Annotated in this window: 24 protein-coding genes; 16 read left to right on the top strand and 8 right to left on the bottom strand. The window is 69.9% G+C overall.

All coding sequences use genetic code 11. From position 1 onward, the window contains the following. Positions 1-74 precede the first annotated feature (74 nt). Positions 75-842, bottom strand: coding sequence for a hypothetical protein (locus HQ306_RS02355; RefSeq protein WP_222627419.1), 768 nt, complete (start codon positions 840-842; stop codon positions 75-77). A 350-nt stretch (positions 843-1192) separates the two neighbouring features. Between HQ306_RS02355 and HQ306_RS02350 the strand changes: the two genes are divergently transcribed. Next, positions 1193-2422: a mannosyltransferase gene (locus HQ306_RS02350; RefSeq protein ID WP_222627417.1), complete on the top strand. Its 1230-nt coding sequence runs from the start codon at positions 1193-1195 to the stop codon at positions 2420-2422. On the opposite strand, the gene HQ306_RS02345 is transcribed toward HQ306_RS02350, so the two are convergent. Further along, a complete protein-coding gene (locus tag HQ306_RS02345; RefSeq protein ID WP_027503888.1) occupies positions 2370-2654 on the bottom strand; it encodes a 4a-hydroxytetrahydrobiopterin dehydratase in 285 nt (94 codons plus the stop codon). The two genes, HQ306_RS02350 and HQ306_RS02345, sit on opposite strands and share 53 nt — an antisense overlap. Before the next feature lie 9 nt (positions 2655-2663). Here HQ306_RS02345 and HQ306_RS02340 point away from each other — a divergent pair, with 9 nt between their 5' ends. Next, complete coding sequence (locus HQ306_RS02340; RefSeq protein WP_308115384.1) at positions 2664-3056, top strand: (deoxy)nucleoside triphosphate pyrophosphohydrolase; 393 nt, start codon at positions 2664-2666, stop codon at positions 3054-3056. On the opposite strand, the gene HQ306_RS02335 is transcribed toward HQ306_RS02340, so the two are convergent. Continuing rightward, positions 3057-3227: a hypothetical protein gene (locus HQ306_RS02335; protein WP_204866762.1), complete on the bottom strand. Its 171-nt coding sequence runs from the start codon at positions 3225-3227 to the stop codon at positions 3057-3059. 178 nt (positions 3228-3405) lie between these two features. Between HQ306_RS02335 and typA the strand changes: the two genes are divergently transcribed. The 5 genes from typA (at position 3406) to HQ306_RS02310 (ending at position 8684) form a co-directional block, all read left to right on the top strand. Further along, positions 3406-5337, top strand: coding sequence for a translational GTPase TypA (gene typA / locus HQ306_RS02330; protein ID WP_037183854.1), 1932 nt, complete (start codon positions 3406-3408; stop codon positions 5335-5337). Between the two features lie 2 nt (positions 5338-5339). Further along, complete coding sequence (locus tag HQ306_RS02325) at positions 5340-7094, top strand: ABC transporter family substrate-binding protein (protein WP_222627413.1); 1755 nt, start codon at positions 5340-5342, stop codon at positions 7092-7094. Next, complete coding sequence (gene mshB, locus HQ306_RS02320; protein ID WP_285188415.1) at positions 7091-7972, top strand: N-acetyl-1-D-myo-inositol-2-amino-2-deoxy-alpha-D-glucopyranoside deacetylase; 882 nt, start codon at positions 7091-7093, stop codon at positions 7970-7972. Before HQ306_RS02325 ends, mshB begins: the two co-directional genes overlap by 4 nt. 129 nt (positions 7973-8101) lie before the next feature. After that, on the top strand, positions 8102-8254 hold the full coding sequence (locus HQ306_RS02315) for a glycoside hydrolase family 6 protein (protein WP_162246780.1): 153 nt from the start codon (positions 8102-8104) through the stop codon (positions 8252-8254). Positions 8255-8282: 28 nt separating this feature from the next. After that, complete coding sequence (locus HQ306_RS02310) at positions 8283-8684, top strand: hypothetical protein (RefSeq protein WP_027503883.1); 402 nt, start codon at positions 8283-8285, stop codon at positions 8682-8684. Here HQ306_RS02310 and HQ306_RS02305 read toward each other — a convergent pair. Genes HQ306_RS02305 through HQ306_RS02295 form a run of 3 tightly spaced genes read right to left on the bottom strand, consistent with a single transcriptional unit; the run spans position 8657 to position 11441 of the window. Then, the gene (locus HQ306_RS02305) at positions 8657-9415 is read right to left on the bottom strand and encodes a uracil-DNA glycosylase (protein WP_056447629.1); all 759 of its coding nucleotides are present in this window, start codon (positions 9413-9415) and stop codon (positions 8657-8659) included. The genes HQ306_RS02310 and HQ306_RS02305 overlap by 28 nt on opposite strands. Next, complete coding sequence (locus tag HQ306_RS02300) at positions 9412-10926, bottom strand: PH domain-containing protein (RefSeq protein WP_308115385.1); 1515 nt, start codon at positions 10924-10926, stop codon at positions 9412-9414. The genes HQ306_RS02305 and HQ306_RS02300 overlap by 4 nt, the downstream gene beginning before the upstream one ends. Next, entirely contained in the window at positions 10923-11441 is a 519-nt protein-coding gene (locus HQ306_RS02295) for a PH domain-containing protein (protein WP_027503881.1), read from the bottom strand. The genes HQ306_RS02300 and HQ306_RS02295 overlap by 4 nt, the downstream gene beginning before the upstream one ends. 60 nt (positions 11442-11501) lie before the next feature. Here HQ306_RS02295 and HQ306_RS02290 point away from each other — a divergent pair, with 60 nt between their 5' ends. The 9 genes from HQ306_RS02290 to HQ306_RS02250 are packed head-to-tail and all read left to right on the top strand — an operon-like array spanning position 11502 to position 20827. Further along, the gene (locus HQ306_RS02290; RefSeq protein ID WP_056447631.1) at positions 11502-14069 is read left to right on the top strand and encodes a bifunctional FO biosynthesis protein CofGH; all 2568 of its coding nucleotides are present in this window, start codon (positions 11502-11504) and stop codon (positions 14067-14069) included. Beyond that, complete coding sequence (locus HQ306_RS02285) at positions 14066-14893, top strand: hypothetical protein (RefSeq protein WP_155956891.1); 828 nt, start codon at positions 14066-14068, stop codon at positions 14891-14893. Before HQ306_RS02290 ends, HQ306_RS02285 begins: the two co-directional genes overlap by 4 nt. 11 nt (positions 14894-14904) lie before the next feature. Then, positions 14905-15228, top strand: coding sequence for a ferredoxin (fdxA, locus tag HQ306_RS02280; protein ID WP_027503879.1), 324 nt, complete (start codon positions 14905-14907; stop codon positions 15226-15228). 53 nt (positions 15229-15281) lie between these two features. Further along, positions 15282-16370, top strand: coding sequence for a succinyldiaminopimelate transaminase (gene dapC, locus HQ306_RS02275; protein WP_222628728.1), 1089 nt, complete (start codon positions 15282-15284; stop codon positions 16368-16370). An 8-nt stretch (positions 16371-16378) separates the two neighbouring features. Beyond that, a complete protein-coding gene (locus tag HQ306_RS02270; RefSeq protein WP_056447428.1) occupies positions 16379-16918 on the top strand; it encodes a DUF6584 family protein in 540 nt (179 codons plus the stop codon). Positions 16919-16974: 56 nt separating this feature from the next. Further along, the gene (locus tag HQ306_RS02265; protein ID WP_222627411.1) at positions 16975-17187 is read left to right on the top strand and encodes a hypothetical protein; all 213 of its coding nucleotides are present in this window, start codon (positions 16975-16977) and stop codon (positions 17185-17187) included. Positions 17188-17200: 13 nt separating this feature from the next. After that, on the top strand, positions 17201-18598 hold the full coding sequence (locus HQ306_RS02260; RefSeq protein ID WP_222627409.1) for an acyl-CoA synthetase: 1398 nt from the start codon (positions 17201-17203) through the stop codon (positions 18596-18598). Between the two features lie 11 nt (positions 18599-18609). Next, entirely contained in the window at positions 18610-19626 is a 1017-nt protein-coding gene (locus tag HQ306_RS02255; protein ID WP_222627407.1) for an NADP-dependent oxidoreductase, read from the top strand. A 16-nt stretch (positions 19627-19642) separates the two neighbouring features. Continuing rightward, a complete protein-coding gene (locus tag HQ306_RS02250; RefSeq protein ID WP_222627405.1) occupies positions 19643-20827 on the top strand; it encodes a triacylglycerol lipase in 1185 nt (394 codons plus the stop codon). A 15-nt stretch (positions 20828-20842) separates the two neighbouring features. Here the strand turns inward: HQ306_RS02250 and HQ306_RS02245 are convergent, their stop codons facing one another. Together HQ306_RS02245 and HQ306_RS02240 are read right to left on the bottom strand one after the other, a co-directional pair. Beyond that, positions 20843-22654 carry an ABC transporter ATP-binding protein gene (locus HQ306_RS02245; RefSeq protein ID WP_222627403.1) on the bottom strand — a complete coding sequence of 604 codons (1812 nt, stop codon included), beginning with the start codon at positions 22652-22654 and terminating at the stop codon, positions 20843-20845. Continuing rightward, positions 22647-24452 carry an ABC transporter ATP-binding protein gene (locus HQ306_RS02240; RefSeq protein ID WP_222627401.1) on the bottom strand — a complete coding sequence of 602 codons (1806 nt, stop codon included), beginning with the start codon at positions 24450-24452 and terminating at the stop codon, positions 22647-22649. Before HQ306_RS02240 ends, HQ306_RS02245 begins: the two co-directional genes overlap by 8 nt. Between the last annotated feature and the right edge of the window lie 9 nt (positions 24453-24461).

Genomic DNA, 24461 nt, shown 5'->3' with positions numbered 1-24461 from the left:
ACGCGATCGCCGGAGCGATCTACACCCAGATCTCGACCGCGTTCGGTTCCTGAACGCCGGTCTCGTCCCGATCGTCAGACGACGAAGGCACCGATGGTCGGCAGGAAGCTGCACGTGATGCCGGCCTCGGTGCTGATCGACCCGGAGACGGCGGCCAGGACGCGACCGGTCCCGGTGTCCGCGAGTGCCGAGAGCGTGGCCGGGCCGTCGGGGTTGATCCCCGCGGCACCCGTGAGCACGGTCGCTCCGGTGCGACCCGTGTCGACGTTGACCCAGTTCGCCGTCAGCGGCGCTGCCTGCACGTCGGCGAGCGGTGCGGTGCCGAGTGCCGTGAAGACGAAGCCGGCCTGACCGGCTGCGGGTCCGGGAGGCGGCAACTGTGCCGGGCCGGGTACCGCGAGCGCGCTCGCGACGGAGTCGGCCGTGGCCGAGATGCAGCCCTTGCCGACGGTGGGGTAGAAGAACTGCGAGATGACCGGGCCGTTCTCGGGGATCTCGGGGCCGCCGCCACCGCTGCCGTCGAGGAACGTGATGATGCTGGTGAGGATGCGCTTCGCCTGGTCCGACAGCGGGGCCGTGGCCAGCAGCGCCTTCGCGCGCACCAGCAGATCGCTCTGCGGCGACGCTGCGTCGCGCTCCGCGGCGTCGAGCAGGGTGGGCGCCAAGGCGGCCAGTGCCTCGTAGCCCGGCACCACCGGAACCTCGGCGGGCAGCGGCAGGACGGGGGCGGGTGCTGCGCCCGCCGCAGCGGGTGCGACGAAGGCGCAGGCGGCGGCGACGGCCACTCCGCCCAGAACACGTCGCGCTGCGACGCGCGTTCCCGTTGTCCCGATGTCCCGCATGATGTCCCCGTTTCTCCTCCGGCCGCCTCGAACCGATCCGAGGCGACCCACGATGCACTATCTGCCCGTCACCGCCGTGCGAGGCAGTCGGGCGCGGGGTCACTCTATGTACACGGAGTGACGGTTGTACAGCAGCTCACCGGTCGATCGACCCGTGTCGCTCGCTCCGATTCGAACGGTAGTCTGTTAATAGAGTGTCTGGTGTTGTCAGAGTGAACAGTGATGCGATCGTTACTGCTGTGAGCCGTGTCGCGTGACAACGCGGCGGCCCCGTGGTGCAGAAGAGTCACGTCGCACGGTGCGGATAGGCTGCGCTCTGGCTTCGACCCCCGTCGATCGGAAGAACACTCGTGAGTGAAGTACGGCGATCGGCCGGGCGCACGTTGCTGGCAGCAGCACCGGCCCTGTTCGTGATCTCGCTGATCCTGCGTGTGGTGTGGACCGTCGCCACCCCCAACGGCAGCAACTGGGTCGATCTCCACGTGTACGTCGACGGTTCGGCCCGCCTGTTCAGCGGCGACCTCTACGACTTCACCTACTCGGAGGAGACTCCCGACTTCCCCCTGCCCTTCACGTACCCACCGTTCGCCGCGCTCGTGTTCTATCCGCTGCATTTCCTGCCGTTCCCGGTGGTGGGCGCTGCCTGGATGATCGCCACGATCGCCGCGCTGTACGCGGTGGTCCGGCTCGCACAGGGCATGGTCGGGTCGGGCCTCTGGTCCGGACACCGGGCGGCGTTGCTCTGGACGACGGTGGGCCTGTGGACCGAGTCGATGCGCACCACCCTGGACTACGGCCAGGTCAACGTGTTCCTGGTTCTGCTGGCGATGCTCGCGGCCCGCAGCGCCCGCTGGTGGCTGTCGGGTGCCCCGGTCGGCGTCGCGGCAGGCGTCAAGCTCACCCCCGCCATCACCGGCCTCTACTTCCTGGCGCAGCGTCGGTGGGCGGCCGCCGCGTTCTCCGCCGTCGCCTTCGCGGCGACGGTCGCGATCAGCTTCCTGCTCGTGGGGTCCGCCGCGACGACGTACTTCACCACCCTGCTGGGCGACGCGGACCGGATCGGTCCCGTCGGCTCGGTGTGGAACCAGTCCCTGCGCGGAGCGCTGTCACGCGTGGCCGGGCAGGACGTCGGCCAGGGGCCGGTGTGGCTGGTCGCGGCGGCCGTGGTGCTGGCCGCGGCATTCCTGGCCTGGCGGACGCTGGCACGCGACGATCGCCTGGGGACGCTCGTCGTCGTCTCGTTCGTGGGCCTGATGATCTCGCCGATCTCCTGGTCCCACCACTGGGTCTGGGTGGTGCCCATGTCGATCTGGCTGATGCACGGTCCGTTGTCGGGCGCGCCGGGAGCGCGCGTGCTCGCGGGGTACTGGCTCGTGGTCACCCTGATCGGCGTGCCGTGGATCCTCAGCTTCGAACAACCGTCCATCTGGGACATCTCGCGCCCGTGGCCACTCGCTCTGGCGGGATCGGTCTACGCCGTCGGCACCCTGGCACTGTTCGTCTGGATCGCGGTGGTGGGCCGCCGCGTCACCTCGCCAGGCGGTCGATCGCGGCCGCGAGCAGGACGTCCTTCCCGGTGAGTCCACCCGCGGAGTGCGTCGACAGCCGGTAGGTCACCGACCGCCATCGGACGTCGATGTCCGGATGATGGTCCGCCGATTCTGCCTCCTCCGCGACGCGCCGGACGAGGTCGATCGCCTCGAGGAAGCTCGCCGACTCGACGGTGCGGACCAGGGTGTCCCCGTCTCGCTGCCAGTCGGTCAGGCGGGTGAGTGCGTCGTCGATCTCCGTGTCGTTCAGCAAGTCGGCCATACTGCGATGGTGCCAGTTCCCGAGCCCGCGCTGGTGGTCGCGGGCGCCCTCGTCGAGAACGGGCGCCTGCTGCTCGCGCGTCGCGCCTTCCCGCCGGAACTGGCGGGACTCTGGGAACTGCCCGGCGGCAAGGTCGACCCCGGCGAGACCCCCGAGGGCGCACTGGTCCGGGAACTGCGCGAGGAACTGGGTATCGAGGTGACCGTCGGCGAGCCCGTCGGTGTCGACGTCGCACTCTCGGCGACGCTGACACTGCGCGCCTACGCGGTCACACGGTTCTCCGGGACGGCGACGGCACTCGAGCACGAAGCCCTCCGCTGGGTCGACGCGGCGGATCTGCACGGAGTCGATCTGGTGCCGGCGGACGCCGCGTGGCTGCCGGATCTCGCGGCGCTGCTGTAGTCAGGCCGCGCGGGCCTTCTTCAGACCCTTCTTCAGGTCCTTGCCCGTGACACCTGCTTGTTCCAGTTTCTTCATCCGCATGATCACCACCGGACACGTCAGACAGCGAGTCTTGCTGCGGCAGCACTTCTTCTTGGCCTTGCCGCGAGCGACCTTCGATGCCGAGGACATCGGGTGAGGGTACCCTGAGGTGGAGCCCGTGCCGACCGTCCCGGCCTGCGTGACCGCCGTCACCCGAGCCGACCGAGTAAACTGATTCGGTCGCGCTTCTCGTCGGCGACGCAGCGCGCTCTCTGGGAGAGGAAGCCGCTCGCTCTTCACCCCGCATTCGACCCAGGAGATTTCACGCGTGACCAGCCCCACCGCCAGTCAGACCGTACCCACCACCTTCCGCAACGTCGCCATCGTCGCGCACGTCGACCACGGCAAGACCACGCTCGTCGACGCGATGCTGCGCCAGTCCGGTGCCTTCGAGGAACGCGCCGAGGCCATCGACCGCGTGATGGACTCGGGTGACCTGGAGAAGGAGAAGGGCATCACGATCCTGGCCAAGAACACGGCCGTGCACAAGCGCAACGCCGACGGCAGCACCACCGTCATCAACGTGATCGACACCCCCGGCCACGCCGACTTCGGTGGCGAGGTCGAGCGCGGCCTGTCCATGGTCGACGGTGTCGTGCTGCTCGTCGACGCCTCCGAGGGCCCGCTGCCACAGACGCGCTTCGTGCTCCGCAAGGCGCTCGCCGCGTCGCTGCCCGTCATTCTCGTGGTCAACAAGACCGACCGTCCCGACGCGCGCATCGAGGAGGTCGTCTCCGAGAGCCACGACCTGCTCCTCGACCTGGCGTCGGACCTCGACGACGAGGCCTCCGAAGCTGCCGAGCTGGCCCTCGACCTCCCCGTCCTGTACGCCTCCGGCCGTGAGGGCAAGGCGTCGACGAAGCAGCCGGAGAACGGACACGCTCCCGACGCGGAGAACCTCGACGAGCTGTTCGAGATCCTGCTCAGCTACATCCCGGCACCGAAGGGCAACGTCGAGGCGCCGCTGCAGGCTCACGTCACCAACCTCGACGCCTCCGCCTTCCTGGGCCGTCTCGCCCTGGTCCGCATCCACAACGGTGAGCTCAACAAGGGCCAGACCGTGAGCTGGATGCGCGAGGTCGACGGCGAGCCCGTCGTCCAGAAGGCCAAAATCACCGAGTTGCTCACCACCATCGGTGTCGAGCGCGTTCCCGGTCAGAAGGGCGTCGCCGGTGACATCGTCGCCGTCGCCGGCTTCCCGGACATCATGATCGGTGACACGCTGGCCGACCTCGAGAACCCGGTCGCCCTGCCGCGCATCACCGTCGATCAGCCGGCCATCTCGGTGACCATCGGTACCAACACGAGCCCCCTGGTGGGACGCGTGAGCGGCCACAAGCTGACCGCCCGCATGGTCAAGTCGCGTCTGGACCAGGAGCTCATCGGCAACGTCTCGCTCAAGGTCCTCGACATCGGTCGCCCCGATGCGTGGGAGGTCCAGGGTCGTGGCGAGCTCGCGCTCGCCATCCTCGTCGAGCAGATGCGCCGCGAAGGCTTCGAGCTCACCGTCGGCAAGCCGCAGGTGGTCACCCGCCAGGTCGACGGCAAGCTGCACGAGCCCTTCGAGGAGCTCACCATCGACACTCCCGAGGAGTACCTCGGCGGCGTCACGCAGCTGCTCGCCGCCCGTAAGGGAAAGATGGTCCAGATGACGAACCACGGCGCAGGCTGGGTTCGTATGGAGTTCATCGTCCCCTCGCGCGGTCTCATCGGCTTCCGCACGGACTTCCTCACCGACACGCGCGGCACCGGCATCGCCAACGCCGTCTTCCACGGTTACGCACCGTGGGCCGGCGAGATCCGCGCGCGCCACACCGGCTCGCTCGTCTCGGACCGTCAGGGCAGCGTCACCCCGTTCGCCATGATCCAGCTGGCCGACCGCGGCACGTTCTTCGTCGAGCCCGGTGCGGACACCTACGAGGGCATGGTCGTGGGCATCAACCCCCGCCAGGAGGACCTCGACATCAACGTCACCCGCGAGAAGAAGCTGACCAACATGCGTCAGTCCTCCGCCGACGTGATGGAGACCCTCGCCAAGCCGAAGAAGCTCGACCTCGAGATGGCGATGGAGTTCTGTGCCGGCGACGAGTGCGTCGAGGTCACGCCGGAGGTTGTCCGCGTGCGCAAGGTGCACCTCGACTCGAACGAGCGTGCGCGTGAGCGTTCGCGCAGCAAGTCGCGTGACAAGGCTGCTCTGTAATCATGTCGGTGGCGCGGGTGGGTGCGGCGCTGGCCGCTGCCCTGCTCGCGCTGTCCGCGTGCACGGCCGATCCGCCGCCGCCGATCCAGAGCACCGAGACGGCCACGACGACGCCTCCCGCAGCGCCGGCGGCCACGGGTAATCCGGTCGTGGTGGCCATCGACGACGTCGGTACGGGATTCAACCCGCACCTGCTGGCCGACCAGTCGCCCGCGAACACCGCGGTGTCCACGCTGGTGTTCCCCAGCCCCTTCCGCCCCGCGTCGGTGGGGACAGGAGTCGAGTGGCTGCCCGACGCGTCGCTGGTGCTGTCGGCCGAGGTGACGTCGCAGGCCCCGTTCACCATCACCTACCGGCTGCGCAACGAGTCGCAGTGGTCGGACGGTGCGCCCATCGCGGCCGAGGACTTCCGCTACCTGTGGCAACAGATGATCGACGCGCCCGGCGTGGTGGATCCCGCAGGCTACGAGGCGATCGACGACATCGCGTCCTCGGACGGTGGCAAGACCGTCACCGTCACGATGGCGACGCCGTACCCTGCGTGGCGCGAGCTCTTCGAGAATCTGTTGCCCTCCCATCTGCTCAAGGACTCGCTGGGCGGCTTCGAGCGCGGACTGCGCGACAACGTGTCCGTCTCCGGCGGACACTTCCGCATCGAGTCGATCGATCGTGGCCGCGACGAGATCCTGCTCGAGCGCAACGACCGCTACTGGGGGTCACCCTCCACGCCCGATCAGATCCTCCTCCGACGCGGGGGCAGCGACGCCCAGCTCGCCGACTCGATGCGCTCCGGTGACGCCCAGATCGCCGAGGTGCGTGGCGGTTCGGCGACACTGGCGCAACTGGGCGCCATCCCCAACGTCCGCACGGACACCCGGTTCCGTTCGCGGACCCTCGAACTGACGTTGAACGGCCGGGTGCCGGAACTCGCGGACGCCGACGTGCGCCGCGGCGTCATGGGTCTGCTGGACGTGGACCTGCTGTCCACCGTCGCGTCGGGTACCGGCACGGCCGCGAACACCGTTCGCGCGCAGGTTCTCTCGCCGTCCCAGCCCGGCTACGTCCCCACGGCTCCGCAGACTCTCCCGCGGGACGAGGCACTGCAGCTGCTCGCCGACGCGGGATTCGTTCCGGTGCCGCTGCCGCCGGCCCTGGCTCCCACCTCGGGCCAACCCACCGCGACGACGACGCCGGTGCCGGGTACCACGCGCGCGCTGACCGTCGTGATCGGCGCTCCCGAGAACGACGCGGTCGCGGTCGCGGTGGCCAACACGGCCGCCGATCAACTCCGCGACGCGGGCGTCGACGCCAGCGTCGCTCCCACCGATCCGGAGGAGTTGTACGGCACCGCGCTGCTTGAGGGCACGGTCGACGCCGTCGTCGGGTGGAGCCACGTGGGTACCGATGTGGCCACCGCCTGGTCGTCGCGCTACGGATGTGCAGCAACCGATCCCGCGACGTCGACGACGACGGCACCCGATTCCGACGCCGACCCGGTGGCGGCGAGCAACCTGTCCGGAGTCTGCGATCCGTCGCTCGAGCCGGTGATGGACCAGAGCCTGAGAGGCGACGTGAACCCGACCGAGGCCGTCATCGCGGCGCAGCCGCAGCTGTGGAACCTGCACACCGTGCTCCCCATCGCGCAGGACAGTTCCGTCGTCGCCGTCGGTCCCGGCGTGAGCGGCGCGACGCTCGCGGGGCCCGTCGAACTCGGTGTCTTCGGGGACGCGGACGACTGGATGCGGGTGACGCCGTGACGGAGCGGCCCCGGATGCTGGTCGTCCATGCGCACCCCGACGACGAGACCATCACCACCGGCGGCACCATCGCCCGCGCCGTGCGGGCGGGCGTGGACGTGACGGTCCTGACCTGCTCGCTCGGCGAGGAGGGTGAGGTGATCGGGGAGACGTGGGCCGGACTGGTCGCGGATCGCGCGGATCAGTTGGGCGGGTACCGCATCCACGAGCTGACCGTGGCGCTCGAGGCGCTCGGATGCCGGCCGCCGCGGTTTCTCGGCGGTGCCGGGCACTGGCGCGACTCGGGCATGGCCGGAACCCCCGCGGCACGCCACCCGCGTGCCTTCGTCAACGCCGACCCGGACGAGGCCGTCGGCGCGATGGTCGAGGTCATCCGTGACGTTCGCCCGCAGGTCCTCGTGGCCTACGACCCCGAGGGCGGCTACGGCCACCCGGACCACATGCAGGTGCACCGGCTGGCTGGACTGGCCGTCGAGGCGGCGGAGGACCCTGCCCGGTTCGCCGAGACGGGGCCGGCCTGGTCGGTGGACAAGATGTACTGGACGGTCACCGGTCTGCATCAGTTGACCGCAGGCCTGAGCGACCTCGGCGACGTCCCCCAGCAGTGGCGCATGCCTGTCGAGGGCGAGCTGCCGAGCGTGCCCGACGACACGATCACCACGTCCGTCGACGTCCGCCCGGTGCTCGATCTCAAACGACTCGCGTTGCGCGCGCACCGAACTCAGGTCACCGTCGCGGAGTCCGGTCGGGTCTACGCCCTGTCGAACGACATCGCGCAGCCAGTCCTCGAGGACGAGCAGTACATCCTCGTCCGCGGCGATCTCGGACCGGTCGACTCGTCGGGGCGCGAGACCGACCTGTTCGCGGGGATCGTGTGACGGCCCCCAGTGTCTGCCCGGGGACGGTGTGCGGGTCCGAACCGGGCTCGGTGCCGGGTTATGCTGTGAGCGGCATCACCGGACGGGGTCGGACGTACCCGGTGAGTTCGACTCGAAGGAGCTCTTCCCATGAATTTCGATCTTCAGTACGCCATCGTGGCGTTCGTGGATTCCCTGCGACCCACAGCCGATCTGCAGCGCGAGATCTACCTGAACTCCGTGGGCGGCTTCGCGACGTTCGTGAGCAACTACCTCACGTCGATCGGGTTCCCTCCTCGCTGACGTTCACGGCGCCGACAGGATCGGCGCGATGACGGGCCACGCCGGGGAGGGCGTGGTGTCCGGCATCAAGGCGTCGATCGTCGGCGCATTGGTGCTCGACGGGTTCCTGTGCGCCGTGACCGCAGTGCTGTTCCTCCCGCTGTATCTCGGAAGCACTCCGTTCCCCGTCAGTGGTGTCCTCGCCGGCATCGTCAACGTGATCCTCGTGCGGGTCGCGTTCTCGGTGACGCACAACGTCTCCCGCGCCGCTCTCCCGGTCGCGGGATTCTTCGTGGGTCTCGTGCTGGCCATGCTGGGGGGACCGGGTGGAGACGTGCTCGTCGTGGCCGACTGGCGCACCCTGGTCCTCGTGGCAGGCGGGTTGCTTCCCGCTGTGGTGCAACTGTTCGCGTTGCGCATGGGTCAGTTCGCCGAACTCGGACGCGGCTGACTCCTGTCGATTCCGGCGGCGTCGGCCGCCGCGGCGAGCACCTGCTCCACCATGGCCGGCGTGAGCCGTCCGGTGAAGGTGTTCTGCTGGCTGACGTGGAAGCACCCGAACAGATGCAGGTCCGGCAACTCCTTCTCGGGTGACGTCAGCACGACGTGCGCACCGTGGCCGAACTTCGGGCGCGGTCGGGGGATCGTCCACCCCGCGCCGTCGAGGACCGGAAGCAGTGCCTGCCAGCCGAATCCGCCCAGGACCATCACTGCCCGAACGGTCGGCGCCAGGATGTGCAGTTCCGTCTCCAACCAGTGACGGCACCGGTCGCGCTCCTCCGGTGTCGGCTTGTTGGCCGGGGGAGCGCAGTGCACCGGCGACGTGATGCGCGTGCCGATCAACTCGAGGCCGTCGGCGATGTGGGTCGCCGTGGGCTGCGTGGCGAGGCCGACGGCGTGCATGGCCGCGTAGAGAACGTCGCCGCTGCGGTCGCCCGTGAACATCCGCCCGGTGCGATTCGCGCCGTGAGCCGCCGGCGCCAGGCCGACGATCAGCAGCCGAGCGTCCACGGGGCCGAAACCCGGAACCGGTCGGCCCCAGTAGGTCTCGTCACGGAACGCGGCACGCTTCTCGCGCGCCACCAGCTCACGCCACTCCACCAGGCGCGGACACGCGCGGCACTCCGACACCGCCACATCGAGTTCGGGGATGCTCCGGGGTGTACCGGAGGCGGGTGTCACGGGCGCTCGACCCACACGTCGCCGGCACCGGGCTGAGCGCTCTCGACGATCGACCACGCGTGGTCGGCGGGTACGTCGAGGACCGTGTAGCGGCCCGTGCCGGCCGCGGTGGCGGCGACGATGGTCGCGACACCGGCCCGTCGCTGGAAGAAGGTCTGCCGGACACCCCAGGCGACCACGCCGTCGGTGTCGAGGACGACGCGTCGCCGGTCGAGGCTGCCGTGCTCGGTGATCAGAACTCCCGGGTGGGCACGGTGGCCCAGGGCGGCGTACCGATCGAGCGCCAGGGCGACGGCGGCCACCACGAGGAGCGCGACGCCGATCCACGCGGCGATCGGGACGTCCCGGCCGGTCGACCGGACCACGAGGAGTGCGACAGCGACCAGCAGGACCGGCCCGACGGCGCGGGTGAGCCTGCGCCGCAAAGCCGCCGGTCCGTGCTTCTGCAGTGTCACCGTGGCCGGCGCGCTCTCCGGCAGACCCGCCAGCACGTCGTCCATCGTGTGGCGGGCGGCCCGGAGGGGAGCGGGCGGCAGGAGCAGCGACGACTCCTTCTCCGAGGCGGACACCCCGGTCATGACTGCGTCGAGGCGCGCTCCGCGCGCCCACCGCAGGACCAGCGGTCGACGCAGCGTCGCGCCGCGGAGGCGGTCGCGGTCCAGCGTCGTGTGTCGCGTCGACAGCAGTCCGTGGCCGACGCGGAGCCTGGTGCCGTCGTCGGTCACGGAGAGGTTGCCGTAGACGACCAGGTAGCGCACCACGGAGACGATGCTCGACACGACGAGCAGCAGGGCCGCGGCGACGACCACCGCGACCACGATGCCGAGGCGCAGAACGGCCTGATAGGTGTCGTCGAGGGCCGGCGAAGAGGCGATGTCACCGGCGAACCCGGACTGGAACACGAGCCCGAATCCGGCACCGACGACGACGATGCCCGTGGCCGTGAAGGGGGCGAATCGAACCCAGCCGGTACGGAAGTGGGCGATCTCATGTTCGGGCGTCACGGCGGGTTCGGTCACTGCGACCGGATCCACTCCCACCGTCCGGCCGGTGCTCGCCAGCAACTCCTCACGCAGGGCGGGGACCAGGTCGGAGGCGAGGGCGTTCAGCTCGAACGAGTCGGCCTTGTCCGACTTCTGCTGACCGGTGCCCACGGTGAGGATCGACAGTCCCAGCAGTCGGTGCAGCGGCCCGGCTCGCACGTCCACACTGCGGATTCGACCACGCGGAATGGAGAGCACCTTCTTCTGGAACAGCCCGCGGCGCAGCTGGACGTCGTCCGAGCCGATGCGGTACCCGGTGGTGAACCAGCGCAGGATCGCCGCGCCCACGAGGAGGACCACGACGATCAGGCCCCAGACGTGCGTGCCGCTCTGCGATCCGAGGACGAGGGACAGCAGGAGCACCGGCAGCAGGCGGACCAGCTCGGTGACCGGGTGGATCAGGAGCATGCGCTTGTCGAGTCGCAGCCACGGCAACTCGTCGACGCGCAGGCCGGCGTCCTGCGTCACGTGGCGTCGCCTCGTGAGCGTGCGGCCGCCGCGGTGATGGCGGCGACGGTGCGATCGGCGGTCGCGAGGTCGAGCCCCGCGATCTCCAGAGCTCCCGCGGAGGACGCGGTCGTCACCGTCACGGTGGCCAGTCCGAGTGCCCGGTCGAGCGGCCCGCGCTCGGTGTCGACGGTCTGCACTCGGGACAGGGGAGCGATGCGCCGTTCCTGAGTCACCCAGCCGGTGCGCGTGTGGACGGCGGTGTCGCTCAGTTCCCAGCGGTGCACCCGATAGCGCCACTGCGGCGCGATGGTCACGTGCGCTCCCGCGAGGACCACCACGGCGACGGCAGCGGCCACCACGGGCGTCCAGGACGGGCGCTCGACGTTCACCGCGAGCACCACGGCCCACACGATCACGGCGACGACCACCGGGAGCCACAGCAGGGCGGCTGCCACGGCCCACAGAATCTTCGCCCGCGGATCGGGGCGATGCGCGGGGTCGGTGAGGACCACACCGGGACTGTTGTCGGACACGTCGCATCACCCCTGCTGTGGCACGCCTCCGGCCGGAGGGCGCATGATCGAACGGTGACGATGTTGCCCGATCCGAGTACTCCCGCGCGCGCCGACACCCGAGTGACGCCTCCCGACAGCCCGGCACCGACCGCATCGGCGCTGCGGCGTGCGCTGCGCCGTGCCCGCGACGGTGTGGTGATCAGTGTCGACGAGGCGACCACGCTGCTGCACGCCCGCGGCGACGACCTGACCGATCTGTGCGCGTCCGCGGCGCGGGTGCGGGACGCGGGACTGCTCGCCGAGAACCGCCCCGGCACGGTGACCTACTCGCGCAAGGTGTTCATTCCCCTCACCCGGCTGTGCCGGGACACGTGCCACTACTGCACGTTCGTGACGGTCCCCGGCAAGCTGCGCGCCGAGGGGCACGGGATGTTCCTCGAGGCCGACGAGGTGCTCGACATCGCGCGGCGCGGTGCCGAACTGGGATGCAAGGAAGCGTTGTTCACGCTCGGCGACCGCCCCGAGGCTCGCTGGCCCGAGGCGCAGGAGTGGTTGGACGCGCGCGGCTACGACTCGACGCTGGACTACCTGCGGGCGATGTCGATCCGCGTGCTCGAGGAGACGGGTCTGCTCCCGCACCTCAATCCCGGAGTGATGAGCTGGGAGGAGATGTCGCGCCTCAAGCCGGTCGCACCGTCGATGGGCATGATGCTCGAGACCACCTCGCGTCGACTGTTCGAGGAGAAGGGGCAGGCCCACTACGGCAGCCCCGACAAGGACCCCGAGGTGCGTCTGCGCGTGCTCACCGACGCCGGTCGTCTCACCGTTCCGTTCACCACCGGCATCCTCGTGGGCATCGGCGAGACGATCCGTGACCGCGCCGAGTCGATCATGGCGATCCGGAAGTCGCACAAGGCATTCGGTCACGTGCAGGAAGTGATCGTGCAGAACTTCCTGGCCAAGGACGACACCGCGATGCGGTCCGCACCCGATGCCGGCCTGGAGGAGTTCCTCGCCACCATCGCCGTGTCCCGCATCCTTCTCGGCCCGGCCATGCGCATCCAGGCGCCGCCGAATCTGGTGTCCGCGCAGGAGTGCGCGGCGTTGCTCGCCGCGGGCGTCGACGACTGGGGCGGTGTCTCGCCGCTCACCCCCGATCACGTCAATCCCGAGCGGCCGTGGCCGAACCTCGACACTCTCGCGCAGCTGTCCGCGGACGCCGGCTTCACGCTGACCGAACGCACGGCGGTGCAGCCGCGGTACGTCCTGGCGGGCTCACCGTGGATCGATCCGCGGATCTCGGCGCACGTGCGTGCGCTCGCCGACGACGCGACCGGGCTGGCGGTGCCCGAGACGATCCCGTCCGGTCTGCCGTGGCAGGAACCCGACGAGGTGTGGGAGTCCACCGGCCGCGTCGACCTCCACACCGGCATCGACACCGAGGGCCGCAACACCGAGACGCGCAGCGACATGGGCAGCGCGTTCGGCGACTGGGAGTCCATCCGCGAGCAGGTGGCGCACCTCGCGACCCTGGACAGCGTCGACCGCGACGTGGTCGCCGCCCTCCGCGCCGCGGAGAAGGATCCCGGCAACTGCACCGACGAGGAGTACCTGGCGCTGGCCACCGCCGAGGGTGCGGCGCTCGACGCGGTGACCGCCTTCGCCGATCAGCTGCGCCGCGACGTCGTCGGTGACGACGTCACGTACGTCGTGAACCGGAACATCAACTTCACCAACATCTGCTACACCGGGTGCCGCTTCTGCGCCTTCGCCCAACGCAAGGGCGACGCCGACGCGTTCTCGCTGTCGACCAGCGAGGTCGCCGACCGGGCCTGGGAGGCGCACGTCCTCGGCGCCACCGAGGTCTGCATGCAGGGCGGCATCGATCCGGAGCTGCCCGTGACCGGATACGCCGACCTGGTGCGCGCGGTGAAGGCGCGGGTGCCGTCGATGCACGTGCACGCCTTCTCGCCCATGGAGATCGTCAACGGTGCCTCGCGCGGTGGCCAGTCGGTGCGCGACTGGCTGACCGAACTGCGGGAGGCCGGGCTGGACACCATCCCCGGGACGGCGGCGGAGATCCTCGACGACGAGGTCCGCTGGGTGCTCACCAAGGGCAAGCTGCCCGCCCAGACGTGGATCGACGTCGTCACCACGGCGCACGAGGTGGGACTGCGGTCGAGCTCGACGATGATGTACGGCCACGTCGACAATCCCTCGCACTGGGTGGGACATCTGAACGTGCTCAAGCGGATCCAGGACCGCACCGGGGGTTTCACCGAGTTCGTGCCGCTGCCGTTCGTGCACCAGAGTTCGCCGCTGTACCTGGCGGGGGCGTCACGACCCGGACCGACGCAGCGCGACAACCGGGCCGTCCACGCACTGGCGCGGATCATGCTGCACGGCCGCATCGACAACATCCAGACGAGCTGGGTGAAACTCGGCGTGACGGGAACTCGGGTGATGCTGAACGGCGGCGCCAACGACCTGGGTGGCACGCTGATGGAGGAGACGATCTCGCGGATGGCGGGATCGCAGCACGGATCGGAGAAGACCGTCGAGGAACTACACGCGATCGCCGAGGGAATCGGACGACGCGCAGTCGAGCGCACCACCGCCTACGCAGACCGGACGGAAGCAGCATGAGCGCTGATCGATTGGGCGACGAGCGCGTCGCCGGAGTTCTCAAGGCCGCGGTGCGCGTGATCGTGCCGGTCCTCGAACTGCTCGCGGACCGTGACCCGCTCGGCCTCAAGAAGCGCACGTTCCGCGAGCAGGCGGACGCGAGCGGCACGAAGGTCGACGCGGCGCTGAACGCCGTCGCGTCGGTGTTCGACGCCGCCGACACACCGGGAACCAAGGCGTGGGAGTCGATGACCGTCGACCAGCGCGTCTCGTGGTGGGTCGGCCGCGTCGGCGGGATCGGCACCGTGGCGGTGGCGTTCCCCGGCATCTTCGGTGTACTCGCTCGCCGACTCCCGCTCGGCGACGTCCTCGGGTTCGCGAACCAGGCCATCGTCCTGGTGGCCGTCGCCCGCGAGTACGGCATCACCGAGCAGGACGAGCAGGTCCGCCTGCTGGCATCGGTGCTGTGCAACCGCGAGCTGCCGAAGGGTGCCAGCATCCACGCGCCCGAACCCGACGTCGACGGCGTCACGGACGACAGCCGTGTCACCGAGCCGTCCGGTCGCTTGTCCCGGTCCCCGTTCGCGTTGCTGTCGACCTTGTGGTCGGTCACCAAGATCCTCAAGGCCGTCACCGACGAATTGGACAAGCGGCCCCGCAGCCGTACCGTTTACAGATGGCTCGGTAACCTGCCCGTGGTCGGTGCGGTCGCCGGGTACTTCGGCGAGCGCGGCGCACTGTCCCGAGCTGCGAAGCTGGGGCGCCGGTGGGTCGAGCAGAACAGCACGTCCGCGTCGAACGCGTCCCCGCGGGGCCGCGACACGCTCAGAGTTCGGAAAGGCTAAGGAGAACCTCAGTGCCGTACACGATTGCTGAACCGTGCGTCGATGTCCTCGACAAGGCATGCATCGAGGAATGCCCTGTCGACTGCATCTACGAGGGTGGACGCATGCTCTACATCCAGCCCGACGAGTGCGTGGACTGCGGTGCCTGCGAGCCGGTGTGCCCCGTCGAGGCGATCTTCTACGAGGACGACGTCCCCGAGCAGTGGTCCGCCTACGTCAGCGCCAACGTCGACTTCTTCGACGAACTGGGCTCACCCGGTGGCGCGGCCAAGGTCGGCAAGACCGACTACGACCCGCCGTTCATCAAGGCTCTGCCCCCCATGGGTGAGAACTGAGCGTGACGGACGCACCCGTCGTCTCGCGTCGGTCGCCCGCTGTTCGTCGATCCGTGGCGAGCCTGTTGCCCGAGTTCCCGTGGGACACGCTGGCCGACGTCACCGCGCTGGCGCGGTCGCATCCGCACGGCATCGTGAACCTGTCCGTCGGTACGCCGGTGGACCCGGTCGCCGACGTCGTCCGTGACGCTCTCGCGGCGGCCTCCGCGCAGCCGGGGTACCCCACGACAGTGGGCACACCCGAGCTGCGGGCGGCCGCCGTCAGTGCGCTCGCACGCCGCTACGGCATCGGTGGGTTGGACGAACGCTCGATCCTGCCGGTGATCGGAACCAAGGAAGTCATCGCCTGGTTGCCGACCCTGCTCGCGCTCGGCCCGGACGATCTCGTCGTCATCCCGGAACTGGCGTACCCCACCTACGAGGTCGGGGCGCTGCTCGCGGGATGCCGCACACTGCGCGCGGACGGGGTGTCGCGTCTCGGTCCCGAACGCGCGTCGCTGATGTTCGTCAACTCGCCGTCCAATCCCAGTGGCCGGGTGCTCGGTGTCGCTCACCTGCGCAAGGTGGTCGAGTGGGCCCGCGAACGCGGCACGATCGTCGTGTCGGACGAGTGCTACCTCGGACTCACCTGGGAGGGACGCGCCGTCTCGATCCTCGACGACGAGGTGTGCGGCGGGGACACCACCGGCCTGCTGGCCGTGCACTCGCTGTCCAAGACGTCGAACCTCGCGAGCTACCGCGCCGGCTTCGTGGCCGGCGATCCCGCCCTGGTCGCGGAACTGCTCGCGGTCCGCAAGCACGCGGGCATGATGGTTCCCCTTCCGGTGCAGGCGGCCATGACCGCGGCGCTGAGCGACGACGAGCACGAGAACGTGCAACGCGAGCGTTACCGCGATCGTCGGACCGCGCTCGCCGCCGCCGTGGTGGCGGCCGGATTCACCATCGATCACTCCGAGGCCGGCCTGTACCTGTGGGCCACGCGCGGTGAACCGTGCCGGGACACCGTGCGCTGGCTCGCCGAACGCGGCATCCTCGTCGCTCCGGGGGAGTTCTACGGTCCCGACGGCGGCACCCACGTCCGCATCGCGCTGACGGCGACCGACGAGCGCATCGCCGCTGCCGTCGCCCGTCTCACGGTCTGAGCCCGGCCGTGGGAGCGCTCGACCGTGCGCAGGAGGATCTGGCCCGCGGGGAACCATGGAGTGCGCGCAAGCGCCTGACAGCGCTGCTGGATCAGGACGCCGCCTCGCAACCCGCGCTCGACCTCCTCGGCTACGCGTGCCTGGCGATGGACGACCCGGCCGGTGCCGGTGCGGCCTGGTTCCTCACCGATCGAGACGACGCCGACCCGCTGGTGCGGCACGCGCTCGACTCGTTCGTCGCCGCGTGCCCGACGCCGCTGGTGCTCGCGCGCCGGCTGCCCATCAACGCGCCGTCGCGGGCCTATCCGCCCCGCGTGCGCGAGCGGCTGGCCGTGCTCGAGTCGCGGGTGCGTGCCAGCGGCGAGGAGTGGGAGCCGCCCGGCGAGGTGCACTACTTCGCGCAGGAGGGCGTCGACGTCGAGGCGTTCGACGAGTGGTCGGACGCTCCCGCCGCGTCCCGGTCCGGTGTGAAGATGGTCGCCGCCGTCCTCGTGGTCGCCATGATCGGCACCGCGTCCATCGCGACCGTTCTCACCGTCTTCTTCTGACGACGCGCCGCCGCGAGGCCGAGGACGTGTCGGGGGCCGGTGGTACAGATGGAGTCATGAAGGATTCGCTGACCGGATGCGTCGAGTGTCTCGGCGCTCTCGACCACTGTCACGGCACGCTCGTCGTTCACCTGCACGGTGCGGTCGAGTGCACCGACGGTGCCTGTGTTCTGCTGCACGCCGTCCGGCACACCCTCGTCGTCGACTGTTCCGCGGTCGCCGGGGGCTGCACGTGCATCGAGGTCACGGAGCAGCTGCGGGCGTCGTGAGAGACTGCTCGGTGTGCTGCTCCGGTCTCTGAACTCGTACGCGATCACCCACGGCGGCGACGTCGACGACGCGGTCACCGTCGGTGACGTCGTCCTCTCTCGAAGCGATCTGCTCGGGGCAGCCACGTCGGTGGCCGAGCGCATCATGGGCGTCGACCGGGTGGCCGTCCTCGCCGAACCGACCGCCCGCACCGTCGTCGCCGTGGTCGGTGCGCTCATGGCCGGAGTGGCCGTGGTGCCCGTGCCCCCGGACTCCGGGCCGACCGAACTCGACCACATCCTCGCGGACTCCGGTGCCCGCGGGTGGCTGGGTGTCGCGCCCGAGCACGACGGCGGTCTGCCCGTCGTCCCGGTCCGCATGCACGCACGGTCCTGGCACAGCTACGCGGAGCCGTCGGACGATGCGACCGGTCTCGTGCTCTACACCTCGGGAACCACGGGCCCTCCGAAGGGCGTGATCCTCAGCCGCGGTGCGCTCGCCGCCGGCATCGACGCGCTCGCCGAGGCGTGGGGGTGGACGGCGAACGACACTCTGGTGCACGGACTCCCGCTCTATCACGTGCACGGGCTCGTGCTGGGAGTCCTGGGTCCGCTGCGACTCGGCAGTCGAGTGATCCACACCGTCAAGCCCTCCGCGGAGCGGTACGCCGCGGCGCGGGGAACGATGTACTTCGGGGTTCCCACCGTGTGGTCGCGAGTGGCGGCCGACCCGGAGTCCGCCGCGGCGCTGTCGCACGCTCGGTTGTTGATCTCGGGCAGTGCCCCGCTGCCGGTGCCGGTGTTCGAGAAGATCGCCGCTCTCACGGGTCTCGAGCCGATCGAGCGCTACGGCATGAGCGAGACCCTCATCACGCTGAGTACGCGCGCCGACGGTGAGCGACGACCCGGTTGGGTCGGAGTTCCGGTGCGCGGCATCGAGACTCGGCTGCGCGGTGAGGACGGGTCGGAGGTCCCACGCGACGGGGAGTCCATCGGTTCGTTGGAGGTGCGCGGCCGGTTCTTCGACGGTTACCTGAACAAGCCGGAGGCCACCGCGGCCTGCTGGACGGACGACGGGTGGTTCCGGACGGGAGACGTCGCGGCGATCGACCCGGCGGGCTTCCATCGGATCGTCGGCCGGGAGTCGACGGACCTGATCAAGACCGGTGGGTACCGCGTCGGCGCGGGCGAGGTGGAGACGGCGATCCTCGGTGTTCCCGGAGTGCGTGAGGTGGCGGTCGTGGGACTGCCCGACGACGATCTCGGCCAGCGCATCGTGGCGTTCGTCGTGGGTGACGAGGTGGAGCCGAGAGCAGTCGTCGACTCTGTGGCACAACAGCTCTCGGTGCACAAGCGGCCGCGTGAGGTACGCGTGGTGGACTCGTTGCCGCGGAACGGGATGGGCAAGGTCCGCAAGAACCTGTTGGAGTAGCGTCGGGAGGCATGACCTCCTCCACTCGCATCGTCCTGGCCTCTCGTCCCACCGGCGCACCCACTGCCGAGAACTTCCGGACCGAGACGGTCGATCTCCCCGAGGTCGGCGACGGTCAGGTCTCGCTGAAGACCCTGTACCTGTCGCTGGACCCGTACATGCGCGGCCGGATGAGCGACGCCGAGTCGTACGCGGAGCCCGTCGAGGTGGGCGACACGATGGTGGGCGCCACGGTCTCCGAGGTGATCGAGTCTCGAAGCGACGCCGTGTCGGTCGGCGCCGTGGTGCTCGGCTACACGGGGTGGCAGTCGCACGCGGTGGTCGACGCGTCGTCCGTGCGAGTGCTGGATCCGGAGAAGGCGCCCGTGTCCACCGCGCTGGGCGTGCTGGGGATGCCGGGCTTCACCGCGTACTCCGGCATGACGAAGATCGGGCAGCCGAAGGCGGGGGAGACCGTCGTGGTCGCGGCGGCCAGTGGGCCCGTCGGCTCGGCCGTCGGCCAGTTCGCGAAGATCAAGGGTGCGCGCGCCGTCGGCATCGCCGGCGGTCCCGAGAAGTGTGCGTACCTGATCGACGAGCTCGGCTTCGACGCCGCCGTCGATCACCGCGCCCCGGACTTCGAGGATCAGTTGAAGGCCGCGACTCCGGACGGCATCGACGTCTACTTCGAGAACGTGGGCGGCGCCGTCGCGAAGGCGGTGCTCCCGCGGCTCAACCTCTACGCACGCGTGCCGGTGTGCGGTCTGATCGCGCAGTACAACGACACGCAGGCACCGGAGGGTCCGGATCGGCTGCCCGGCTTCTTCACGCGCGTGCTGACGAAGAGCCTGACAATCCGCGGCTTCATCCAGAGCGAGTTCGTCCCGGAGCTCTACAAGGACTTCCTGCGCGAGGTCGCCGAGTGGATCGACAACGGGTCGTTCCGCTACCGGGAGGACGTGGTCGAGGGTCTCGAACACGCTCCCGAGGCGTTCTTCGGGCTGCTCGAGGGCAAGAACTTCGGCAAGCTCGTCGTCAAGGTGGCGTGACGGTTAGAGTACACGTGTGCACTCGAATCGCGATCGGAACGAAGTAGCGGGCGCTGCCGACGTCGTGGCCACGGCCATCGACATCCTCAGCCGCCCTGTCCAGGGGACCCACCGCGCGATCAACGATGTGGTGTTCGGGGTGCTGGGCCGTTCCGCGGCACCCGTGCGCATCCTGAACGAGGGCATCGCCGACCTGGTCTACGAGGCTGTGCGCGGGGGCGGTGTGGCGGCCGCCGAGGCTGTCACCGCGGTGTCCCGGCTGTTGCCCGAGGACCGCGTGTCCCACGCGGTCACGTCCACCGCGGCCGGATCGGTCGTGGTCGGCGCCGTCAACGGGCTGCTGGGCGACCGGCTCGCCGCCGAGGGCAACGACCTGACGGTGGAACTGGGGCCGCATCACGAGCGCCGCATCGTCGGGAACGACACCGCGATGCTGACCACCGCGTATCCGAAGGCCACGGGTCACGTCGCCGTGCTCGTGCACGGGCTGGGGGAGACCGAGCAGGCCTGGTACTACCGCCACGACGGGCGGGGCAGTTACGGCGAGGCGCTGGCCGCGCACGGCATCAGCGCGGTCTGTCTGCGGTACAACACGGGCGCCGGGATCGAGGACAACGGGGCGGCACTGGCCGGCCTCCTCGACGAGCTGATCGCGGTCTGGCCCGTCCCTGTCGAGCGGATCGACCTCGTCGGGCACTCGATGGGCGGGCTCGTGGTGCGGCGTGCCTGTGCGGTCGAGGCGAGCAGGGCGACCTGGCTGCCGCTGGTGCGCACGGCCTGCTACCTGGGCACCCCGCACGAGGGCGCACCGCTCGCGACGGGCGTGTACCACCTCTCCCGTGCTCTGCGGAAGGTGCGGCAGACGGCGGTGTGGGCGGACCTGCTCGACGTCCGCAGCCGCGGCGTGGACGACCTGAGACTGGCCACGGACGTGGCGCTCGCCCCCGGGATGCGGCACGTCGCGGTCGCCGCCACCCTGGCCGCCGACGACACGGCCTGGTGGGCCGACGCCGTGGGAGACGGACTGGTGACGCTGCGCAGCGCACGGGGGCCGATGACGGAGTTGCACACGCTCGTCGGCACCGGGCACCTCGCGCTGCTGTCGGATCCGCGGGTGCTCGACGTCCTCACCGAACTCATGGCGGACGCGACACCGGCAGAGATCGACGACGTCACCGAGCCGGACGAGACGGTGGCCTGAGACCACCGTCCCGCGTCAGACCAGGCTCTCCTGCCACGCCGTGTTCAGGTGCGCGAACCTGCCGTCGCCGGCGACGAGGGCCTCCGGGGTGCCGTCCTCGACGATCCGTCCGTCGGCCATGACGAGAACACGGTCCGCGATCGCGACCGTCGACAGGCGGTGCGCGATGATCAGTGCGGTCCGGCCGTGCAGGATCGTCTCGAGGGCGCGCTGGACCAGGCGCTCGCCGGGGATGTCGAGGCTGGACGTGGCCTCGTCGAGCACGATCACCGACGGTGCGGCGAGGAACACCCGCGCGAAGGCCACCAGCTGTCGCTGTCCGGAGGACAGACGTCCACCGCGCTTGCGCACGTCGGTGTCGATGCCCCGCGGCAGTGCGGCCAGGAACGGGGTGAGGCCCACGGCGTCGGCGGCCGCCCGCACCTCGTCGTCGGTCGCGGACGGTCGGCCGAGTCGGATGTTGTCCGCGATCGATCCGGAGAACAGGAACGATTCCTGCGTCACCATGACGACGTTGCGACGCAGGTCGTCGTCGGCCAGGTCGCGGAGATCGATGCCGTCGAGACGGATCCGGCCGTCCGTGGGGTCGTAGAACCGCGCGAGGAGCTTGGCCACCGTCGACTTGCCGGCACCGGTGGCGCCGACCATGGCGACCACCTGTCCGGCCGGCACGTGCAGCGAGAAGGGCTGCAGCACCAGCGCGTCCGCGGCGTAGCCGAACGAGACCCGGTCGAACTCCACGTCGCCGGCCGCGATTCCGATCGGCACCGGGGTGGTGGGAGGCGCCACGGTCGGTTCCTCCTCGAGTACGCCCGAGATCTTCTCGAGCGCCGCCGCGGCCGACTGGTACGCGTTGAACACCTGCGCGAGTTCGTCGAGCGGCCCGTAGAAGCGGCGGAGGTACAGCACGTAGGCGGCGAGCACGCCGATGTCGAGGGCACCGCCGATGACCCGCATGCTGCCCACGACCACGATGACGGCGAGGGTGGCGTTGCCGATCCAGCGCACGATGCCGGTGTAGCTCGCCATTCCGCGCAGCGCGGTGGTGGTGGCGTCCCGGTACTCGGTGTCCTCCGCGAGCAGGATCGCGTCGTTGCGGCGCTCGCGGCGGAACACCTGGACGGCGCGGATGCCGACCATCGACTCGACGAAGTGCACCACGACGCGCGCGATGGACACCCGGGTGCGTCGGTAGGCGCGGCGCTGGCGGCGCTGCGACCAGCGTGTGATCAGTAGCAGCGGAACGAATCCCGCGAGCACGACGAGGGCCAGCGGAACGTCGAGCCAGAACAGGATGATCGCGATCGAGACCATCGACAGGATCGCGGTCAACGCATCGTTGAGCGCGCTCTCGAGAAGCGTCTGCAGCGATTCGACGTCGCTGGTCAGTCGCGAGATCACCTTGCCGGACGTGTACTTCTCGTGGAAGGACAGCGACAGTGCCTGCGCATGGCGGAACACCCGCTCGCGCAGATCGAACAGGATGTCCTGGCTCAGGCGGCCCGAGACCATGAGGAACGCGTACGTCGTGGCGGCGCCGAGGAACCCGACCACGACGTATCCCGCCACGGTCCACACCAGCGGCGCCCATCGTCCGTCGACGGCAGCGGCGACGCCCGTGTCGAGAGCGTGGGCGATGAACAGCGGTCCCGCGACGAACGCCAGGTTGTCCAGGAAGATGATCGCCATCGCGAGGACCGTGCGGCGGCGGTGCGGACGGAGCAGCGAGAAGAGCAGTCGACGTGAGCGACCGGCCAGGACGAGGTTGCCTGCCCGGTCCACGGCGGTGTCCTCACCGCCGACGCCGCGCCAGTCGGTGTCAGCCATGATCTCGCTCCGCTCCCGACATCGAGCCCATCACGTCGCGGTACGCCGCCGAGGTGGCGAGCAGGTGCTCGTGCGTCCCGGTCTCCATCACCGTGCCGTGGCCGAGGTGCACGACGCGATCCGCGAGCGCGGCGGTCGAGGGGCGGTGTGCCACCAGCACGGTCGTGGAGTGCGCGAGCACGGTGCGCAGCCTGCGCTGAACCGTCGCCTCGGTGTCCACGTCGAGTGCGGAGAGCGGATCGTCCAGCACGAGCACGCGGGGCCGGCCGAGCACCGCCCGCGCCAGCGCCAGACGCTGGCGTTGACCGCCGGACAGGCTCAGTCCCTGCTCGCCGATCCGGGTGTCGAGGCCCCACGGCAGCTTCTCGACGAAATCCGTCGCGTGCGCGATCTCGAGTGCCTCCGCGACGTCCTCGTCCGTCGCGTCGGGGCGGCCCAGCGCGACGTTCTCGCGCACACTGGCCGAGAACAGCACCGGCTCCTCGAAGGCGACCGAGACCACGGAGCGCAGATCCGCCAGCCGCATCGACCGGACGTCGACACCGTCGAGAGTGATCGCGCCACCGTCGACGTCGAAGAGCCGAGGAATCAGCGTCGTCAGGACGGACTTCCCCGTTCCGGTGTTGCCGACGAGAGCCACCGTCTCGCCCGGACGCACCTCGAACGTGACGTCGTGCAGGAGGTGGTCGGATGCGTCCGGGAATGCGAAGGAGACGTGGTCGACGCGGATGTGCCCCCGCACCGGGTCGGGCAGGGGAACGGGGGAGACCGGATCCACGATGGTGTCCGGGGTGTCCATGATCTCCCAGTACCGATCCGCCGCCGTCCGCGCGTTGTTCAGCTCGGCGAGCAGGAAACCGAAGGACTCGATGGGCCACAGCAGGAAAGCGACGATGGCCATGGTCGCCACCAGAGTTCCGGCCGTCAGGGTCCCCGTCACGATGGCGTACGTCCCGTAGGCGAGCATGCCGCCGACGGCCACCGGTGGCAGTCCGACGATGACGGTCCACAGGATCGCCAGGTATCGGACCTTGGTGAGCTCGGTCGTGCGGAGCGTCGCGGCCTGCGCGAGGAAGCGGCGTCCCAGGTGGGCGCTGCGGCCGAACGCCTTGAGCACCCGGATGCCGTGGATGGACTCCTCGACGGTGGTGGTGACGTCGCCGGCCTGGTCCTGGGCGTCGCGTGCGACGACGCGATAGAGCTCCTCGAACCGGACGCACGCCCACACCAGCGGAATCGCCACGACGAGCATGATGACGCCGAACTGCCATGCGCGGGAGAGCAGGACACCGAGACCCACGACGAGGGTCACCGCGTTGATGATGATGAACGGTCCGATGAAGGCGACGAAGCGGCGCAGCGCGGAGAGGTCGGAGATGGCGCGGGAGAGCAGTTGGCCCGATTCCCAGCTGTCGTGCGCGGCCACCGACACGTGCTGCAGCTTCGCGAACACGTGCGCGCGGGCCGTGATCTCGAACTGACTCGACGGCCCCGACACCAGGTAGCGACGGATCCAGATGCCGGCGGCATCGATCGTTCCCAGCAGCAACACCAGCGCCGCAGGGCACCACACGCCGGCGACGTCGCCGCGGGTGATCGGGCCGTCGATGATGCTCTGGATGACGAGCGGGATCACCAGGCCGGTGAGCGTGGCGATCAGCGAGACCACGATGGACCCGACGAAGTACCAGCGATACGGCGCCAGGAACGGGGCGAAGCGGCGGAGCGACGAGGTCACCGTCGCGGAGGACGCCTCGACCGCACGTCTCGTTCCGCGATCGAGCACTCCGGTGGACACACACGACTC

Origin of the sequence: Rhodococcus sp. BP-160 (assembly GCF_019836205.1) — a bacterium.
In the GTDB taxonomy this organism is placed as follows: Bacteria; Actinomycetota; Actinomycetes; order Mycobacteriales; family Mycobacteriaceae; genus Rhodococcoides.
The sequence above is the reverse complement of the archived record's forward strand: the minus strand, read 5'-3'. Positions and strand labels throughout refer to the sequence as shown.

What these genes read in the sequence shown, in the direction of transcription:
- HQ306_RS02355 (WP_222627419.1), bottom strand. Translation starts at nt 842, where the DNA reads ATGCGGGACATCGGGACAACGGGAACGCGCGTCGCAGCGCGACGTGTT.
- HQ306_RS02325 (WP_222627413.1), top strand. Translation starts at nt 5,340, where the DNA reads ATGTCGGTGGCGCGGGTGGGTGCGGCGCTGGCCGCTGCCCTGCTCGCG.
- HQ306_RS02310 (WP_027503883.1), top strand. Translation starts at nt 8,283, where the DNA reads ATGACGGGCCACGCCGGGGAGGGCGTGGTGTCCGGCATCAAGGCGTCG.
- HQ306_RS02285 (WP_155956891.1), top strand. Translation starts at nt 14,066, where the DNA reads ATGAGCGCTGATCGATTGGGCGACGAGCGCGTCGCCGGAGTTCTCAAG.
- HQ306_RS02245 (WP_222627403.1), bottom strand. Translation starts at nt 22,654, where the DNA reads ATGGCTGACACCGACTGGCGCGGCGTCGGCGGTGAGGACACCGCCGTG.
- HQ306_RS02255 (WP_222627407.1), top strand. Translation starts at nt 18,610, where the DNA reads ATGACCTCCTCCACTCGCATCGTCCTGGCCTCTCGTCCCACCGGCGCA.
- HQ306_RS02265 (WP_222627411.1), top strand. Translation starts at nt 16,975, where the DNA reads ATGAAGGATTCGCTGACCGGATGCGTCGAGTGTCTCGGCGCTCTCGAC.
- HQ306_RS02290 (WP_056447631.1), top strand. Translation starts at nt 11,502, where the DNA reads ATGTTGCCCGATCCGAGTACTCCCGCGCGCGCCGACACCCGAGTGACG.
- HQ306_RS02315 (WP_162246780.1), top strand. Translation starts at nt 8,102, where the DNA reads ATGAATTTCGATCTTCAGTACGCCATCGTGGCGTTCGTGGATTCCCTG.
- HQ306_RS02335 (WP_204866762.1), bottom strand. Translation starts at nt 3,227, where the DNA reads ATGTCCTCGGCATCGAAGGTCGCTCGCGGCAAGGCCAAGAAGAAGTGC.
- HQ306_RS02345 (WP_027503888.1), bottom strand. Translation starts at nt 2,654, where the DNA reads ATGGCCGACTTGCTGAACGACACGGAGATCGACGACGCACTCACCCGC.